Annotated in this window: 14 protein-coding genes; all 14 read left to right on the top strand. The window is 72.2% G+C overall.

Annotation, left to right across the window (positions count from 1 at the left end):
- Positions 1-246 precede the first annotated feature (246 nt).
- The 14 genes from ACWC24_RS41140 to ACWC24_RS41075 all read left to right on the top strand — a co-directional run bounded on the left by ACWC24_RS41140 (position 247) and on the right by ACWC24_RS41075 (position 17,577).
- The gene (locus tag ACWC24_RS41140; protein WP_450668040.1) at positions 247-2,121 is read left to right on the top strand and encodes a BTAD domain-containing putative transcriptional regulator; all 1,875 of its coding nucleotides are present in this window, start codon (positions 247-249) and stop codon (positions 2,119-2,121) included.
- 211 nt (positions 2,122-2,332) lie between these two features.
- Complete coding sequence (locus ACWC24_RS41135) at positions 2,333-3,877, top strand: acyl-CoA carboxylase subunit beta (protein ID WP_450668041.1); 1,545 nt, start codon at positions 2,333-2,335, stop codon at positions 3,875-3,877.
- Positions 3,874-4,116, top strand: coding sequence for an acyl-CoA carboxylase subunit epsilon (locus ACWC24_RS41130; RefSeq protein WP_450668039.1), 243 nt, complete (start codon positions 3,874-3,876; stop codon positions 4,114-4,116). Before ACWC24_RS41135 ends, ACWC24_RS41130 begins: the two co-directional genes overlap by 4 nt.
- Positions 4,116-5,114 carry an ACP S-malonyltransferase gene (fabD, locus tag ACWC24_RS41125; protein ID WP_450668038.1) on the top strand — a complete coding sequence of 333 codons (999 nt, stop codon included), beginning with the start codon at positions 4,116-4,118 and terminating at the stop codon, positions 5,112-5,114. The genes ACWC24_RS41130 and fabD overlap by 1 nt, the downstream gene beginning before the upstream one ends.
- Before the next feature lie 86 nt (positions 5,115-5,200).
- Positions 5,201-5,614, top strand: a complete 414-nt coding sequence (locus tag ACWC24_RS41120) for an acyl carrier protein (RefSeq protein WP_450668037.1) — start codon at positions 5,201-5,203, stop codon at positions 5,612-5,614.
- Complete coding sequence (gene acpS / locus ACWC24_RS41115) at positions 5,586-6,146, top strand: holo-ACP synthase (RefSeq protein WP_450668036.1); 561 nt, start codon at positions 5,586-5,588, stop codon at positions 6,144-6,146. The genes ACWC24_RS41120 and acpS overlap by 29 nt, the downstream gene beginning before the upstream one ends.
- A 195-nt stretch (positions 6,147-6,341) precedes the next feature.
- Positions 6,342-7,622 carry a beta-ketoacyl-[acyl-carrier-protein] synthase family protein gene (locus ACWC24_RS41110; protein WP_450668035.1) on the top strand — a complete coding sequence of 427 codons (1,281 nt, stop codon included), beginning with the start codon at positions 6,342-6,344 and terminating at the stop codon, positions 7,620-7,622.
- 29 nt (positions 7,623-7,651) lie between these two features.
- Positions 7,652-8,953 carry a beta-ketoacyl-[acyl-carrier-protein] synthase family protein gene (locus tag ACWC24_RS41105; RefSeq protein WP_450668034.1) on the top strand — a complete coding sequence of 434 codons (1,302 nt, stop codon included), beginning with the start codon at positions 7,652-7,654 and terminating at the stop codon, positions 8,951-8,953.
- 37 nt (positions 8,954-8,990) lie between these two features.
- On the top strand, positions 8,991-11,357 hold the full coding sequence (locus ACWC24_RS41100; RefSeq protein ID WP_450668033.1) for a beta-ketoacyl synthase N-terminal-like domain-containing protein: 2,367 nt from the start codon (positions 8,991-8,993) through the stop codon (positions 11,355-11,357).
- Complete coding sequence (locus tag ACWC24_RS41095; RefSeq protein WP_450668032.1) at positions 11,354-12,448, top strand: 3-oxoacyl-ACP synthase III family protein; 1,095 nt, start codon at positions 11,354-11,356, stop codon at positions 12,446-12,448. The genes ACWC24_RS41100 and ACWC24_RS41095 overlap by 4 nt, the downstream gene beginning before the upstream one ends.
- A 92-nt stretch (positions 12,449-12,540) precedes the next feature.
- A complete protein-coding gene (locus ACWC24_RS41090; RefSeq protein WP_450668031.1) occupies positions 12,541-13,539 on the top strand; it encodes an aldo/keto reductase in 999 nt (332 codons plus the stop codon).
- A 45-nt stretch (positions 13,540-13,584) separates the two neighbouring features.
- Positions 13,585-14,799, top strand: a complete 1,215-nt coding sequence (locus ACWC24_RS41085) for an FAD-dependent monooxygenase (protein ID WP_450668030.1) — start codon at positions 13,585-13,587, stop codon at positions 14,797-14,799.
- Positions 14,800-14,837: 38 nt separating this feature from the next.
- The gene (locus tag ACWC24_RS41080; RefSeq protein WP_450668029.1) at positions 14,838-15,719 is read left to right on the top strand and encodes an ester cyclase; all 882 of its coding nucleotides are present in this window, start codon (positions 14,838-14,840) and stop codon (positions 15,717-15,719) included.
- Between the two features lie 652 nt (positions 15,720-16,371).
- The gene (locus ACWC24_RS41075; protein WP_450668028.1) at positions 16,372-17,577 is read left to right on the top strand and encodes an acyltransferase family protein; all 1,206 of its coding nucleotides are present in this window, start codon (positions 16,372-16,374) and stop codon (positions 17,575-17,577) included.
- Positions 17,578-17,632: the final 55 nt, after the last annotated feature.

Genomic DNA, 17,632 nt, shown 5'->3' with positions numbered 1-17,632 from the left:
GGGAAACGACGCTAGGCCCCTCCCCTCGCCTGCTCCTCGCGCACCGCTGGAGCGCGAACACCGCACCCCCGGCCGACTCGCGAACCACGCAGGTCCGACGGTGCGGGTCCGACGGCACGGGTCCGAGGGCGCAGGACGGTCGCGGAAGCGGAATGAGGTGATCCGTCGGGGCAGAGCAGAAATCTAGGAGCGCTGTATTGGCCGGAGTTAGTTTTCCGGGCACTGAAGGGATACGGGTGATCTTCGATGGAGCTCCGGATACTGGGACCGATAGAACTCTGGACGGGCAGCGCTCTGGCCGATATCGGCCCCGCACGGCAACGCAGCATCCTCGGCGCCCTGCTGGTCGATCCCGAACGGCCGGTGCCGCTGGAGTCCCTCGTCGACCGGGTGTGGGGCGACCGGCCGCCCGCCGGAGTCCGCAACGTCGTCCACACCTACGTCACCCGGCTGCGCCGTGCGCTCGCCCGGTCCTCGGCGGACCTGCCGGAGCCGATCGGCCTGGTCAGGTCGTCGGCCGGTTACCTGGTCTCGACGGATCCCGGCGACGTGGACCTGGTGCGGTTCCGCCGGCTGCTCAAGAGCTCCCAGCAGGAGGACCTCAACGACCAGCAACGCAGCGCGCTGCTCCAGCAGGCGCTGCACATGTGGCGGGGCGACGCGCTGGGCGGCATGCACAGCGACTGGGCCGCCCGGGTCCGGGAGACACTGCGGCAACTGCACCACGAGGCACTCAGTCAGTGGGCGGACACCGAGATCCGGCTCGAACGCCCCGGAGCCGTCCTCCCGGAGCTCCGCGCCGCGCTGCTGACCGACCCGCTCTCCGAGCAGCTCGGCGAACGCCTGATGCTCGCGCTCTATTTGGAGGGGCGCAGCGTCGACGCCCTGGAGCACTACCAGTCGATGCGCCGCCTGATCTCCAAGGAACTCGGCACGGATCCGTCGCGCCGGGTTCAGCAGCTCTACGAGACGATCCTGCGCGGCGAGAGCGCCGCCCCCGCACCGGCGCCCGATCGAGGCGGCGACGCGCACGACGCCGGGAAGCACCAGCTCCTCGCCCCCTCCCGGCCCACCCTCGTCGTGCCGCAGATGCTCCCGGTCGACCTCCCCGACTTCACGGGGCGCGAACGCGAACTCGACCTGGTCCAGCGGACCCTGACCCGGCCCACCGCGTCACAGCCGCCCGCCGCCCTGCTCGTCGGCGGGGGAGGTGTCGGCAAGACCGCGTTGGCCGTGCGTCTGGGGCATCGACTGCAGTCCGCCTTCCCGGACGGGCAGCTGTACGCGGCGCTGCGCGGCAGCGGCGCGCGTCCGGCGGACCCCCACGCGGTGCTGGGACGGCTGCTGCGCGCGCTGGGGACGGACCCCGACTGGATCCCGGCCGACCCCGACGAGCGCGCCGAGGTCTACCGGCTGGCTCTCGCCGGGCGTCACCTGCTGATCACGCTCGACGACGTGGTCGACGACGAGCAGGTGCAACCGCTGCTGCCGGGCAGCGGGGACACCGCGGTGCTGCTCACCAGCAGAAGCCGGCTCAGCACCCCGCTCGGCGCCCGGGTCATGCAGCTGGCGGAGCTGCCGCACGGGCACAGTGTGCGGCTGCTGGCCCGGCTGCTGGGCACGGAGCGGGTCACCCAGGAGCCGGCCGCGGCCGCCGCGATCGCCCGGTACTGCGGCGGGCTGCCGCTCGCCCTGCGCGCCGCGGCCGAACGGCTCAACGCCCGGCCCCACTGGTCGCTGCGCCGCTACGCGGAACGGCTGAGTGACGAGGGGCGGCGTCTGGACGAGCTGGCGCACAGCTCGCTGAGCGTGCGCGCCAGCTTCACGGCGTCGTACAACGCGCTGCCCGACGATGCCCGCGAGGTGCTGCGCTGCCTGGCCGACCTGACCGTGTCCGAGTTCGACGCCCATCTGGCGTGCCCGGTGCTCGGCAAGGACTTCGCCACGGTCGAGGACGCCTGTGAACAGCTGGTGGAGGCCCATTTCCTGACCGTGGCCGAGGACGCCGTGGCCGACCTCCCCACCCGCTACCGGCTCGACGGTCTGCAGCGCAGCTTCGCGCAGGAGCTCAGGACGGACCGTGCCGGCCAGGCCGGCGAAACCGTGCAACTGCCCGTATAGGGCGTCGACCTGGGAGTACAGCCCCGGTCAAGAAGCGTTCCAGTCCCGCGCCCACCCCTCTGTCGGAGAGTAGAGCCGAAGGCCCCGACGCGACAGGGCAGGACAGAGAGGGACCGCTATGGCTCTTCCGGACGCTCCCCAGGCCGTGCTGCCGGAGCTCAGCGAGACCGACTCCGAAACCCGGCCGGCAGCACCGATGCGCACACTCACGATGGCGGACTTGACCGACGAGCTCACCGCTCGCCGGGCGGAGGCCCACTTCGGCCACGACCCGGAGGCCGACGCCCGCCACCTCTCCAAGGGCAAGCTGCTGGCCCGCCAGCGCATCGACGAACTGCTCGACCCGGGCACGTTCACCGAGCTCGGTCTGTTCGCCGAGCACCGGGCCACGGGTTTCGGCATGGAGGATTCGCACCCCGAGGGCGACGGAGTGATCACGGGCTGGGGCGAGATCGACGGCCGTACGGTCTTCGTCTTCGCCCATGACGCCCGGGTGCGCGGCGGTGCGCTGGGCGCGACGTTCGCCGCGAAGATCCACCAGTTGCTGGACTTCGCCGACTCCGTCGGCGCCCCGGTCATCGGCCTCAACGACGGCGGCGGCGCCCGCATCCAGGAGGGCATCGACGCGCTGGCGGGCTTCGGCAAGCTCTTCGCCCGCAACGTCCGTGCTTCGGGCGTGGTGCCGCAGATCAGCGTCGTGCTCGGTTCGTGCGCGGGCGGCGCGGTCTATTCACCGGCACTCACCGACTACACGTTCATGGTCGAGGGCATGGCCAACATGTTCATCACCGGCCCCGACGTGGTGCAGGCGGTGACCGGGGAGAAGATCACGCAGGAGGAGCTGGGCGGTACGTACACCCACGGCACCCGAACCGGTGTGGCGAGCTTCGTGGCCCCGGACGAGGAGTCCTGCTTCGAGGGCGTACGGGAACTGCTCTCCTACCTGCCTTCGAACAACGCCGAGATGCCGCCCTACGTGCGGCCCCGGGACGAACCGGACCGGCGCTGCGAGGAACTGCTGCGTCTGGTGCCGGTCGACGACCGGACGCCGTACGACATCAGGACGGTCATAGGTCACATCGTCGACAACGGGGACTACCTGGAGGTCCAGGAGAGCTGGGCGCCGAACATCGTGTGCGCCATGGCCCGCCTGGACGGCCACACGGTGGGCATCGTGGGCAACCAGCCCGCCGCCATGGCGGGGGTGCTGGACATCGACTCCTCGGAGAAGGCCGCGCGGTTCGTGCGCACCTGCGACGCGTTCAACATCCCGCTCGTGACGCTGGTCGACGTGCCGGGGTTCATGCCCGGCACCGACCAGGAGCACAACGCGATCATCCGACGCGGCGCGAAGCTCCTGTACGCGTACTGCGAGGCGACGGTGCCGCGCGTGCAGGTCATCCTGCGCAAGGCGTTCGGCGGCGCCTACATCGTCATGGACTCCAAGTCGATCGGCTCCGACCTGTCGTTCGCCTGGCCGTCCAACCAGACGGCCGTGATGGGCGCCGACGGCGCGGCCAACATCATCTTCCGCCGGCAGATCAAGACGGCGGCGGAGCCTGAGAAGGTGCGCCGGCAGCTGGTCGCCGAATACACCGAGCAGTTGATGAACCCCTTCGTCGCCGCCCGGCGCGGTCACGTCGACGACGTCATCGATCCGGCGGACACCCGGCGGGTGCTGATCAAGTCCCTGGACATGCTGCGCACCAAGCGGGCCCGGCAGCCCCTGCGCAAACACGGCAACGAGCCGCTGTGAGCACGCGGCGGACCGCTCCGCTGTCGGTGCTGCGGGGCAACCCGACACCGGAGGAACTGGCCGCACTGCTGGTCGTGCTCACCGCGCTGAGCCGTGCCCCGGACGAGCCGGACCCGCCGCCGGCCGCCGAGCGCGGCTGGGGCCGGCCGCCGGCCTGGCACCGCCCCGGGCCCGCCACCGCACCGGACTCGGCCGGCTGGCAGCGCACACCCGCACCAACTCATGGAAGGAGTAGCTGATGACCGGTCGGACCGGCTCCGTCAGCCTCGGCACGCAGACCGGCTGCCTGGCCATGTTCCCCGGGCAGGGCTCGCAACGGCCCGGCATGGCCGGGTACCTGCTGGAGGCCTATCCCTCGGCCCGGCGGCTGTTCGCCCGGGCCGACGAGATCCTGGGCCTGCCGCTGTCACGGATCTGCGTGACCGGAAGCGCCGAGGAACTCGGCCGCACCGAGATCACCCAGCCCGCGATCGCCACGACCAGCCTCGCCGTATGGGATCTGCTGCAGGCCGCCGGATACCGGCCCGCGGCGACCGCGGGCCACAGCCTCGGCGAATATCCGGCGCTGGTGGCCGCCGGGGTGCTGTCCCTGGAGTCGGCCCTGGAGCTGGTGCAGTTGCGCGGCCGTCTGATGAGCGACGTGGCCCGTGAGGTGCCCGGCGCGATGGCGGCCGTGCTGGGCCTGCCCGCGGACCAGGTGCTGGCCGCCTGCGGCAGCGCCGAGGGCATCGGCCTGGTCCAGGTCGCGAACTACAACGAGCCGCTGCAGACCGTCATCTCGGGGCACGCCCACGCCGTCGAGGAGGCCGGCCGGGCCGCGCTGGTCGCCGGCGCGGACCGGGTCGTGGCGCTGGACGTGAGTGCCCCCTTCCACTGCTCGCTGATGGAGGCGGTGGAGGAGGAGTTCACCGAGGCGCTCGCCGCCCAGCCGTTCGCCGATCCCGTCCTGCCCGTGATCAGTTCGGTCACCGGCACCTACGTCCGCTCGGGCGAGGAGGCCCGGGAACTGCTGCGGCGTCAGCTCACCGGACCCGTCCGCTGGGTCGAGGTGCTGCGCACGGCCGCCCGGCACCCCGTGAGCGCGTACACCGAGATCGGCCCCGGCAGGGTGCTCAGCGGACTTGCCCGCCGGACGCTCGACGAGGTCCGTACCCGCTCCACCGGAGACCCCCGTCGCCTGACGGCGCTCCACGGCGCCCTGGCGGCGGACACGTGGCAGGAACCGATGGCGTCCTGACACCGCACGAACCGCCGGCCCGTCGGCCGGCCGCACCACCCCGGTCTGTTCACCACCAGTAACCGTTCACGAAGGGCAAAGGACACATGTCGTACAAGGGGAATGACTTCGGCACCATCGTCCAGGAAGCCGTGGCCGACGCGCTGGGCATCGATATCGAGGAGGTCGTGCCCGAGGCCACCCTGCTGGGCGACCTGGACGCCGAGTCCATCGACCTGCTCGACGTCCTGTTCCGCATCGAGCGGGCGGCGGACGTGAAGATCAAGGTCGCGGACATCGCCGAACTGCTCCAGGGCGGCATACCCGACGAGGAGTTCGCCGACGAGGACGACATCATCAACGAGGTCGGGCTGGCTCAGCTCAAGAAGTCGCTGCCGCAGATCGACGTGCAGGAACTCGCGGGCAAGCTCACGGCGGACGAGGTGCTGACCCTGTTCACCGTGCAGAACCTGACGGATCTGGTGGCCGAACGTGCCGCACTCGCCACCGCCGCTGCGTGAACCGGACGCGGGGCGGTCGCCGAACGGCCCCGCCCCGCCGTCCCTACGGGTACGGACCGGCATGGACCTGGCCGAGGTGGCCCGGGTCGAGGAGCTTCTGACCTCGCAAACCGGGCTGCGGGAAACGGTGTTCACACCTCGCGAGCTGGCCTACTGCGATCGCCGCAGACGGGTCGGCGAGCACCTCGCCGCCCGCTGGGCCGCCAAGGAGGCCGTGCTCAAGAGCCTCGGGACCGGTATGGGCCCGCGCATGGAGTGGACGGACATCGAGATCGTCAACGACCGCCGGGGACGCCCCGGGGTGCGGCTGTACGGCGAGGTGGCGGACGTCGCCCGCTCCCTCGGGGTGCACCAGATCGACATCTCTCTGAGCCACAGCGGAGGTCTCGCCGTGGCACACGCGGTCCTGGTGTGCCTGCAGAGCCCTCCTGACACGGTCCCCGAACCGGAGCCGTCCACCCCCACGACGCCGGACACGGCACCAGCTCGCACCACACACACGGCAGAAGGAGACGAACGGCATGAGGCTTGACGGCCGGGCCGCGGCGACCGCGTTCCTCGCCAGTGACGACGCCGCGTACACGACAGGCAGAACCGCTCCACGTCGACGGCGGTCGGACCGCGCGGCTCGGCCCGGGGCGGCCCAAGACCGAAGGAGGGCGATGATGCGGTTCCATCCGAGCGACCGCGTCGACAGCCGGCGGATGCTGCGGACGGAGGCGCCGCGATGAACCGCAGAGTGGTCGTCACCGGCATGGGTGCCGTCACGCCGCTGGGCAACGACGCACCGAGCACATGGCAGGGTCTGGCCGAAGGGCGCAGCGGAGTAGGCCAGTTGACCTCGATCGACACCACCGGCATGGACGTGACCATCGCCGGCGAGGTCAAGGACTTCCGGCTCGCCGACGCCGTACCCGATGCGGACGGGCTGCGCCGTCTGCTGCGGTCGGGCACCTTCGCCGTGGGCGCGGCCCGAGAGGCGCTGCGCGACTCGGGGGTCGACGAGGAGACGTACGACAGCTCCGACATGGGCGTGGCCATGGGCGGCAGCTGCGACCGGCCGGACCTGCAGTGGCTGGTGGACGTCGGGGCGCTGCGGGAGGAGACCGGGCGCGACGACGCGTTCATCCCGTACTCCCCCTCGGCCGCCCTGTCCTACAGCCAGAACATCCCCACCGCGGCGATCGCCCGGATGCTGGACGCGACCGGCCCCATGCTGGGTGTGTCCACCGCCTGCTCGGGCTCCGCGCACGCCATCGGAGAGGCCTTCCGCTCCATCGCGGAGGGTGACGCGACGCTCATGCTCGCGGGCGGCTTCGACTCGCTGACGTCCTGGCTCGACCTGGTGGGCTTCAGCCTGCTGGGCGCGCTGACGAAGGAGTACAACGACGATCCGCAGCGGGCCAGCCGTCCCTTCGACGCCAACCGGTCCGGGTTCGTCCTGGGGGAAGGCGGCGTCGTCTTCGTCCTGGAGGAACTGGAGGCGGCCCGTGCCCGCGGCGCGCACATCGTCGCCGAGATCCTGGGCTACGGCACCAGCCTGAACGCCTGGCGGGTCACCGACTCGCCGCCGGACGGCAGCGGAGCCATCGAGTCCATGCAGAACGCGATCACCGACGCCGGTCTGGAACCGGCCGACATCGACTACGTGGTCGCGCACGGCACCAGCACCCACGGCAATGACCTGTCCGAGACCACGGCGATCAAGAAGGTGTTCGGTGACGACGCCCAGCGGCTGCTGATCAGCTCACCGAAATCGATGGCCGGTCACCTCACTTCGGCCGGAGCCTCGTTGAGCGTGTTCGCCGCGATCGGGGCGATCAACCACTCACTGGTGCCGCCGACCATCAACCAGGAGACGCCCGACCGCCGGCTCGGCCTCGACTACGTCCCGAACACGGCACGCGAGCAGGACGTGCGGCACGCCCTCATCAACGCGTTCGCCTTCGGCGGCACCAACGTCGGGCTGGTCGTGGGGCGATACGAAGAGGAAGGGGCGGAGCGATGACGACCCCACGGCTGAGCGGAGGAGCACCGATGAGCGGCACCGGACGCCAGGTCGTCATCACCGGCATCGGCCTGCTGACCGCGCTGGGGGAAGGCCCCGAGGCCAACTGGAAGGCGCTGGTGGCCGGCGAGTGCGGGATCGGCCCGATCCGGGCCTACGACCCGTCGCCGCTGCAGACCCGGCTGGGCGGCGAGATCGCCGATTTCGACGCCACCCGGTTCGCCACCCGGCGCCAGCTGCGCACCATCAACCGCGGCGACCGCCTCGCGCTGGCCGCCGCCCGGCTCGCCCTCGACGACGCGGGCCTGCCGCACAACCAGGCCGGCGGCGACGAGCTCGGCCACCGGGCCGGCCTGTACCTCGGGGGCAACAAGACGATCGGCCGCATGGATCAGCTGATCGAGGAGTTCAAGGCCATCCGCCGCCCGGACGGCAAGGCCGACCTGGCCCACCTCGGCCGGCACGCCGACGTCATCATGCCGCCGCTCTTCTTCGTCGAGGGGCTGCAGCCCGGCGCGGTGTTCAACATCTCGCAGACGTACGGCATCCGGGGCTCCAGCACCTTCTTCGCCGGTGGTCCGGACGCGGGCGCCAACGCGATCGGCCGGGCCATGCGCGCGGTGCGCCGCGGGGACGCGGACGTGGTGATCGCGGGCGGCTACGACGACGCCACCGACTGGTGGCAGATGACCCTGCTCGACCGGCTCGGCGTGCTGACCACGCGCAACGACCTGGGGCAGGCGGCGTACCGGCCCTACGACCGGGACCGCAGCGGAGCGGTCCCCGGCGAGGGCGCCGCGCTGCTGGTGCTGGAGGAGAAGCAGGCGGCGCTGCGTCGCGGCGCCCGTGTCTACGCCGAGCTGACCGGCTACGGCGCGGGCCACGACTCCCGTACCCCGCCGGCGCCGGACGCCCAGGGCCGCGGTCTGTCCCGGGCGGTGCGGCACGCGCTGCGGGACGCCCGGCTGTCCGCCGACGACCTCGGCTACATCGCCTCGGACGGCTCCGCCACCCGGCTCGGGGACGCCTCCGAGAGCGCCGCCCTGCGCACCGCGCTGGGTCCGGCCGCCCGGTCCGTGCCGGTCAGCACCGTCAAGCCGCAGACGGGCCACCTCGTCGGCGGCGGCGGTGCGCTGAACGCCGCCGTGTGCGCGCTGGCCCTGCACCACGGGGCGGTGCCCGCGACGCTCAACCTCGACGCCCCCGACCCGGTGTGCGATCTGGACCACGTCCGCGGCAGCGCCCGGGAGTCCGGGCCCGCGCACGCCATGGCGCTGGCCCGGGGCATCGAGGGGCAGGCCGTGGCCCTGAACCTGTCCAGGCTCGCATGAGCGGCCGAACAGGTCCGTCCAGGAGGGAAGCAGACGCATGACCGACGTTCCTGACCAGACCGTCCGCGTCGTGATCGCCTCAGTGGGCGCGATCACCTCGCAGGGCGGTTCGGCCGAGGCACTGTGGGACGGGGTGCGCGCGGGGCGAGTGGCGATCTCGCCCGTGCGCGGCCTGCCCACGGACGACTACCAGACCGGCGTGGGCGGCGAGATCACCGAGCGGCCGGTCCCCGCGTACGACTACGCCCCGGGCTCCGGCACCCGCGATTCCTCCATCGACTTCGCGCTGACCGCCGCCGAGGAGGCCATGGCGGCCTCGGGCCTGCGGGTCGGCGTGGACATCCCGGCGGAACGCTGGGGCGTCGCGTACGGCACCTGCCACGGCGGCTGGCGCAGCGCCGAACTCGCCTTGCGCGAGATACAGGAGGGCCGCACGCCCGACTGGCACCGCTACACGTTCGTACCGCCGCAGGCCGGCGCGGAGGCGATCTCGGCCGCCTTCGGCCTCAAGGGCCCGGTGCTCAGCGCCGACACGGCCTGCGCCTCCAGCGCGCACGCGCTCGCCCACGCCCTGGACGTGATCAGGGCGGGCCGGGCCGACGCGATGCTCGTCGGCGGCAGCGACGCCTTCACCGAGTCGGCGTTCGCCGGGTTCAGCTGCCTGGAGTCGCTCTCCGTGGGGCCGGCGGCCCCCTACTCCAAGGACCGGTCGGGTCTGTCGCTGGGCGAGGGCAGCGGGATGCTCCTGCTGTTGTCCCGGGAGACGGCCGAGCGCACCGGTGTCCGGGCCGTCGCCGAGGTGCTGGGCTACGGCCTGTCCGCCGACGGCCACCACCCGACGGCGCCGCACCCCGAGGGCGAGGGCGCGGCCCGGGCGATCCGCTCGGCCCTTTCCTCCTCGGGCCTGACCCCCGACGACGTGCGGTACGTCAACGGGCACGGCACCGGTACTCCGAAGAACGACGCGGCGGAGAGCAACGCGGTGCGTGCGGCGCTCGGCGAGGCCGCCGAGAAGACCGCGCTGTCCAGCACCAAGTCGATGATCGGCCATGTGCTCGGCGCGGCCGGCGCGGTGGAGGGCATCGTCACGGTGCTGGCCCTGCGCGACCAGGTGGCGCCGCCCACCGCGAACTTCACCGGAGTGGATCCGGGTTGCGGTCTCGACCCGGTGGCGGGGACGGGCCGCCCGATGGTGCTGGACACCGCGCTGTCCAACAACTTCGGGTTCGCCGGCGCCAACGCCACCATCGCCTTCGCCCGCCCCGGCGGCGCGGGTGCGCCGGCTCCGGCCGTCGGCCCGGACGACGTCGTGGTGACCGGGTTCGGTGTGATCACCTCGGCCGGCGAGGGGGCCGAGCCGCTCTGGGAGGCGTACGCGGCCGGGCGTCGGCCGGGTGTGCCGGAGGACGGGCTGCGCCTGGCCCGGGTCGAGTTCGACCGTTCGGCCGCCGGCTCCGCCAAGGAGCGCCGGCGCATGGACCGGGTCTCCCAGCTCGCCGTCGCCGCGTCCCGGGCCGCCCTGGCTCACGCGGGGGCGGACGGCGACGCGGACGCCGTCGCCGCGACCGGCGTGGTGCTCGGCACCGGGATCGGGCCGATGGAGAGCAGCGAGCGGTTCACCGTCCCGGTGCTGTCCTCGGGCGCGCAGGCCGCCAACCCGGCCGTGTTCCCGTTCACCGTGTACAACGGCGCGGCCGGCCAGGTCGCCATGGCTCTGGGCACCAAGGGGCCGACGTCGACGCTGACGTCGGGGCACGCGGCGGGCGCCGCCGCCCTGGGTGTCGCGTACGACATGCTGCGCGCCGGGCGCGCCGAGCGCCTGCTGGTGCCGGCCGTGGAGGCGTTCTCGCCGGCCACGCTGGACGCGTACCGCAGCATCCCGCTGTTCGGTTCGGCGGCCGGGCGCCGGTACACGCTCGCCGAGGCCGGCATCACGCTGGTGCTGGAGCGCCGGGCGAGTGCCGAGCGGCGCGGCGCCCCGATCCACGCCGTGGTCCTGGGGCACGCGACCGCGTCGGACGCGTGCGGCATCGGCCGCTGGGACCCGTCCGGCGACGGCATGGAGCGGGCGATGCGCGAGGCACTGCGCGGCGCCGGGATCGGGCCGGACCAGGTCTCGGCCGTCTGGGCGAACGCGGCGGGCCTTGCTGCCGCCGACCGTCCCGAACGGGCGGCCGTGGAGCGGGTGTTCGACCTGGGCCGGGTGCGGTTCGAAGCTCCGAAGCGGGTGCTCGGCGAGCCGGTCGGTGCGGGTGCCCACCTGTCGGCGGTCCTCGCCGTCGGCGCCTGGCGCGAGGGCGGGACGCGCCGCCCCGTCCTGGTCAACAGCTCGTCCCTGGGCGGCACCCACACCTCGCTCGTCCTGTCCCCCTCCCCCCTCCATGGAACGGAGTCCGGCCGATGACCACCGCCTACGACGTGAAGATCCTCTCCACCGGCGGCTATGTGCCCGGTGATCCGCTGGACAACGCCGCGCTGGAGAAGCACGTCGGGCCGCTGCCGGACGACGTCCTCGACGGCATCCAGGTCAAGACCCGCTACTGGATGATCGACCCGGCCACGGGCAAGCACGTGATCAACAACAGCCGGATGGCCGAGCGGGCCTCCCGGCAGGCCCTGGAACGGGCCGGTGTGGAGCCCGGCGAGGTCGACCTGATCGTGGTCTGCACGGCGACACCGGAGTACACGCTGCCCAACGTCGCCACCACCCTGCAGCACTACCTGGGGCTGGAGAGCGTCGCCGCGATCGAGATCCGCGGGGCCTGCGCGGGCTGGGTGCAGGCGCTGGACCTGGCCCGGCGGCAGCTGGCCGACGGGACGGCGCGCACCGCCCTCGTGGTGGGCAGCGAGGCCGTCTCGCCCCTGATGGCGCCGCTCTTCGTGGACAAGGACCCGGAGCGTGTGCGGATGCGGGACCGGCTGACGCTGTACACGTTCGGCGACGGCGCGGGCGCAGTGGTGCTGCGGGCCGAGCCGGTGGGCGCGCCGGCGGACGGGTTCGCCTTCGTCAACGCCTGCGTGGGCGGCCTGCGCAAGCCCGGTATGGAGATCATCGGCGGCGGCACCGACGTGTCGCAGGCGGAGCAGCTGCGTCGGCGCCAGCTGATCCAGATGAAGATCGACGTGCCCGGCACCTCGACGTTCGGGCCGCAGGTGTTCGTCCGCGCGATCCAGGAGATGGCCCGCAAGGAGGGGCGGTCGCTCGGAGAGTTCGACGCGATCGTGCTGCCGGAGGGCAACGCCGACTACTTCGCCGACGAGTACGAGAACGCCGGACTGTCGGCCGAGGACATCCGGACGCTCGCCGGGCGGATCGTGGAGAACCTGGCCGATGTGGGGGCCACCGGTTCGGCCGCGGTGCCGCTGTCGCTGGACTCGGGCTGGACCTCGGGGCGCATCCGGCCCGGCGACCGGATCGTGCTGCTCGGCATCGAGGCCAGCCGGTACGTCTACACCGGGCTTTCGGTGACCTGGCAGGCGCCGCTCCCGGCCTGAGCGGCCGTCGTCACCAGGCACCACCGGCAACCGTCAGACATAACCATGAACAACCGGACATCTAACACGACTTCAGGAGAAATCAAGTGGCGATGGAGAAGCGTACGCTGGGCAAGCCCGGACTGGACGTGTCCGCCCAGGGTCTCGGCTGCATGGGCATGACGATTGGGTACGGCGACACGGACGCGGCCGAGGCGGCCGCCACCCTCGACCGGGCCCTGGAACTCGGCGTCACCCTGCTGGACACCGCCGACATGTACGGCCCCTGGACCAACGAGGAGCTGATCGGCCGCGCCGTCGCCGGGCGCCGCGACGAAGTCGTGCTCTCCTCCAAGGTGGGCAGCGAGATCAGCCCCGAGGGCGAGCTGATGTGGCGGGTCAACGGCCGCCCCGACTACATCCGCCGGGCGATCGAGGGCACCCTGCGCCGCCTGGGCACCGACCACCTCGACCTGTACTACCTGCACCGGGTCGACCCCGACGTCCCCGTGGAGGAGTCCTTCGGCGCGCTCGCCGGTCTCGTGGAGGCCGGACTGGTCCGGCACCTGGGGATCTCCGAGGCATCGGCCGCGACCATCCGGCGCGCCCACGCGGTGCATCCGCTGACCGCCGTACAGACCGAGTACTCGCTGTTCACCCGGGACGTCGAGGTCAATGGCGTGCTGGAGACCGTGCGCGAGCTGGGCATCGGTTTCGTGGCCTACAGCCCGCTCGGCCGCGGGTTCCTGACCGGCACCATCCGAGACACCTCCGACATCCCGGAGGGCGGCTTCGACTTCCGGCGCATCGCGCCCCGTTTCGAGACCGAGAACATCCGCCGGAACCTGCCCGTCGTCGACCAGCTCAGCGATCTCGCCGCCGCGGCCGGCACCACCGTCACCCGTCTCGCGCTCGCCTGGGTGCTCTCCCGCGGCCAGGACGTCGTCCCCATCCCCGGCACCAAGCGGCGCACCTACCTGGAGGAGAACGTCTCCGCGAACGACGTGCGCGTCTCGGCCGACGTCCTGGCGGCGATCGACTCCATAGCCCCGTACGGCATCACGGCCGGCGACCGCTATCCGGCCAGCGAGATGCCCCAGCTGAGCCTCTGACCTCCGTTCCCCCGAGCCATCCGCCCCGACCTCCGGGAGAAAGCCATGTCTGTACAAGCACTCCGTCCCATCCGCCGGGTCCTCATCGCCGGCGGCGGGCTCGGCGGCCTCGCCACCTCACTCGCCCTGCAGCAGCAGGGCATCGACTCCGTCGTCTTCGAGCGTGCGCCGCAGCTGCGCGACGGCGGCGCCGGACTGCACATCTTCACCAACGGCATGCTCGCCCTGGCCCACCTCGGGCTCGCCGACCAGGTCGCCGAGATCGCCCCCGCCCAGTCCGTGTGCCGCTTCGCGACCTCGACCGGCAAGGTCATCGGCACCTACCCGGTGGGCGAGTTCGTCGAGCGCTACGGGCAGCCCACGGTCGCCATCGGCCGCTCCGACCTGCACGGCATCCTGCGCGACGCCGTGACCGCGCCCATCGTCACGGGTGCCGAGGTCACCGGGTACACCGAGCACGCCGACGGGGTGAGCCTCCACTTCGCCGACGGCACCTCCGAGCACGGCGACCTGCTGATCGGCGCCGACGGTGTCCACTCCGCCGTCCGCGCCCAGCTGCTCGGCCCGCAGCCGCCCGACTACACCGGCTACATCGCCTGGCGCGGCCACGCCGAGTTGAGCGCCGAGGAGTTCCCGCCCGGCAGCTTCCAGGCCCTGTTCGGTCCCGGAACCCGCTTCACGTACTACGACATCGCCCCCGGCGTCGTGCACTGGATGAGCGTCGCCAACGGCCCGGCCGGCGGCCGCGACGAGGGCACACCCGAGCAGACCCTGGACATGCTGCGCGCCCGGCACGCCGGCTGGACCCACCCGGTGCAGCAGATCCTCGACGCCACCGTGCCGGAGAGCATCCTGCGCACCGACGTGGTGGACCGCAAGCCCGACCCCGTCTGGGGCCGGGGCCGGGTCACCCTGCTCGGCGACTCCGCGCACGCCATCAGCTTCAACATCGGGCAGGGCGCCTGCCTGGCCGTCGAGGACGCCCTCGTACTGGCCGAACACCTTGCCGCGCCCGGTGCGGGCGTCGTCGAGGCGCTACGCGCCTACGAGGCCGAGCGGCAGGAGCGCACCCGGCCGATGCAGCTGCTCGCGCACCGCATCGGCGTGATGGGCGCCCTGCAGAATCCGGCCGCCATCTGGCTGCGCGACCGGCTGCTGAAGCTCGGCTGGGCCCGCACCCTGCACACCACGGAACACGAACACGTCGCCTACGCAACGCGGTGGTCCCCGGACGCCGTCGCCACCGTCACCGCGGCGTGAGCACGTTTTTGCACGCTCCTGACGAGAGGACTGCTGCTGTGACCACTGCGACCACCACGAACCCGACGCGGACAGCGTGGGAGAGCACCGAGGAACGCAACAAGGCGACCATCCGGCGTGTGTTCGCCGAGTTCGTCAACCAGGGCGACTTCTCGCTCGTGGACGAGCTCTACCGGCCGGACATCGTCGACCACGAGGGCCTGCCCGGCGCGCCCGAGGGCGCCGAGGGCGTGAAGTACACCATCGCCGGCCTGCGTGAGGCGTTCCCCGACTTCCACGTCACCATCGAGGACATCAGCGCGCACGACGACCTGGTCGTCATCCACAACACCTGGCGCGGCACCCACCTGGGCGACCTGCTCGGCATCCCGCCCACCGGCCGTACGTTCCTCTCCATCGGCATCGTCATCTGGCGGTTCGACGAGGAGGGCAGGATCGCCGAGCGCTGGGCGCACGGTGTGGCGTCCAACATGTTCGCCGCGCTCGGCATGCGGATGCTGGCGCCCCGCAAGGGTGGCCGACGCACCGTGGAGGGCGCCCGGTCGGTGATACGCACCGTGCCGCTGGGCAACGGCAAGCCCATGGCCTGGCACCGGCTCACCCGGGAGCTGCAGGGGCCGCGCCGACGTGAGTACGAGGCCTCCCGGCGGCGGCTGGGCATCACCCACGAGGTGCTCCGCATCGACCCGCGGCCCGAGCGGGACCACGTGATCGTGCACTTCGAGACCGCGGACCCGGAGCGGACGAGGAAGCGCTGGGCGGAGTCGAAGGACCCCTTCGACCTGTGGCTGCGCGAGCAGGTCCTCGACATCCACGGCGAGGACCCCTGGGCCGGCCCCGCCACCTCCTACGAAGAGGTCGGCCTCACCTGGACGGCGCCGCCGCGGCTCACCCCGGCCCGCCCCGACGGGTCCCGCTGACCGCCGTACTGTCTGCCGACCCGTCTTCGAGCCGTTCTCCAGACCAGGTCGGCAGACTGGGGTCCGCCCCGGCCATCCGGAAAGAGGCGTCCTGCTCACCGCACGGGCGCCGACCGTCGGCCTTGCGGATCCGCCCGCAGGACATCCGGACCGACGGGCCCGCGCCGTACTTCCCCCGGCGGCGCGGGCCCGTCCTCTTTTCCCGTTTTCCCGTTTTCCCGTTTTCCCGCTCTTCTTCGGCCGTTCGTGCCGCCCCCTCCTTCGGTCGAAGGCCCGCTCGCCGCCTCGGCGCCGGGGCGATCGCCCCTGGTTCCCCCGACCCGCCTCGCACCGGTCTTCGAGTTCTCGCGCTGCCTCAGCGGTCGCGGGCGTGCGGGCCGAGTGCGGCGGCCGAAGGCGCGGTGGACCCGCTCGGAGCGTTCTTCGCACGGGTCCGGCTCAGCGCCGGCTGAACCAGCTCAAGCCTTCGACAACCCTTGAGTGAGCCACGACCGCGCGACTGTACAAAAAGCGGTGCCACCCCCGGTCGAGGACGAGCCCCCCATGGCAGGCGCGCACGCCCCGCCGAGTCACACCGTTCGCTCGACAGCACCAGCCTCGCCCCCTCGCAGGACCAGATCGCTGCGGGACCTCACTCGAGAATGGAAGCCCCATGGCCACCGACCAAGTACTGAGCCGGTCCGCGCCGGCCGGAGAAGGCAGTCCGGGCGCCCGGGCCGCCGAAGCCGCCGGGCCGAAGGGGGCCGGGATCTCCCGGCTGCCGTCCCTGACCGGCCTGCGGTTCCTCGCCGCGCTGACCGTGTTCGCCTACCACACCTCCATACCGATCCCGACGCTGCGGCTGCTGGCCGACGACCGCACCGAGTTCAGGCTGTTCCACTGGTTCGACCAGGCCGGCGGGCTCGGCGTGTCGTTCTTCTTCGTGCTCAGCGGATTCGTACTGACCTGGTCGGCACGGGACGGCGACACCACGACGGGGTTCTGGCGACGCAGGTTCGTCAAGGTCTATCCGAACTACGTGGTCGCCTGGGTGCTCGCGATGGTGCTGTTCGCCAGTGCCTCCACCTCCACCGGAATCGCCGTCGCCAACCTCTTCATGGTCCAGGTGTGGGTGCCCGAGTACTACACCAACTTCAGCGTCGACCCGCCGAGTTGGTCGCTGGGCGTGGAGGCGCTCTTCTACCTGGGCTTCCCGCTGCTGCTGGCCGTCGCCCAGCGCATCGCCCCCCGTCACCTGAAGTACTGGATCCTCGGGACGGTCGCCGCGGTGTGGGCCACCCCGGCGGTGGCGTACGCGGCGTTCCCGAAGACCCCGCTGGTTCCCAGCGGCCAGAACCTCCCCGCCACCGCGTACTGGTTCACCTACGTGCTGCCCCCGGTCCGCCTGGTCGACTTCGCCCTCGGCATCCTGGTCGCGCTCGCGGTCAAGCACGGACGCTGGCGCGACATCGGCATGATCCCGTCGTTCGTACTGCTGGCCGGCGGGTACTGGCTCACCTTCCACGTGCCCTACTTCTACGGGCAGCGCGCCACCATGATCATCCCGATCGCGCTGCTGATCGCGGCCGCGGCGACCGCGGACATCGAGGGCCGCTTCACCCTGTTCCGCAACCGCACCATGGTCTGGCTGGGCGAGATCTCCTTCGCCTTCTACCTGCTGCACTACATCGTGCTGTCCTGGCTCCGCAAGCAGCTCGGCACGGAGCTGTACTCCAACACGGAGGGCGTCGCCATACTGGTCGGCGCGGCCGTCGGCACGGTGGCGCTGTCCTGGCTGCTCCACCGGCTGGTCGAGACTCCGCTCGTGCGCCGGTTCGGCCGCCCGCGGCGCGCGGCACGCACGGAGGCAGCCACCTGATCACCCGTCAGTCATGGCGATGGGCGGCGGGCCACTTCCCCCTGGGGGAAGTGGC

This window comes from Streptomyces sp. NPDC001443 (genome assembly GCF_053597355.1).
This window is presented reverse-complemented; position numbering and strand designations above follow the sequence as displayed.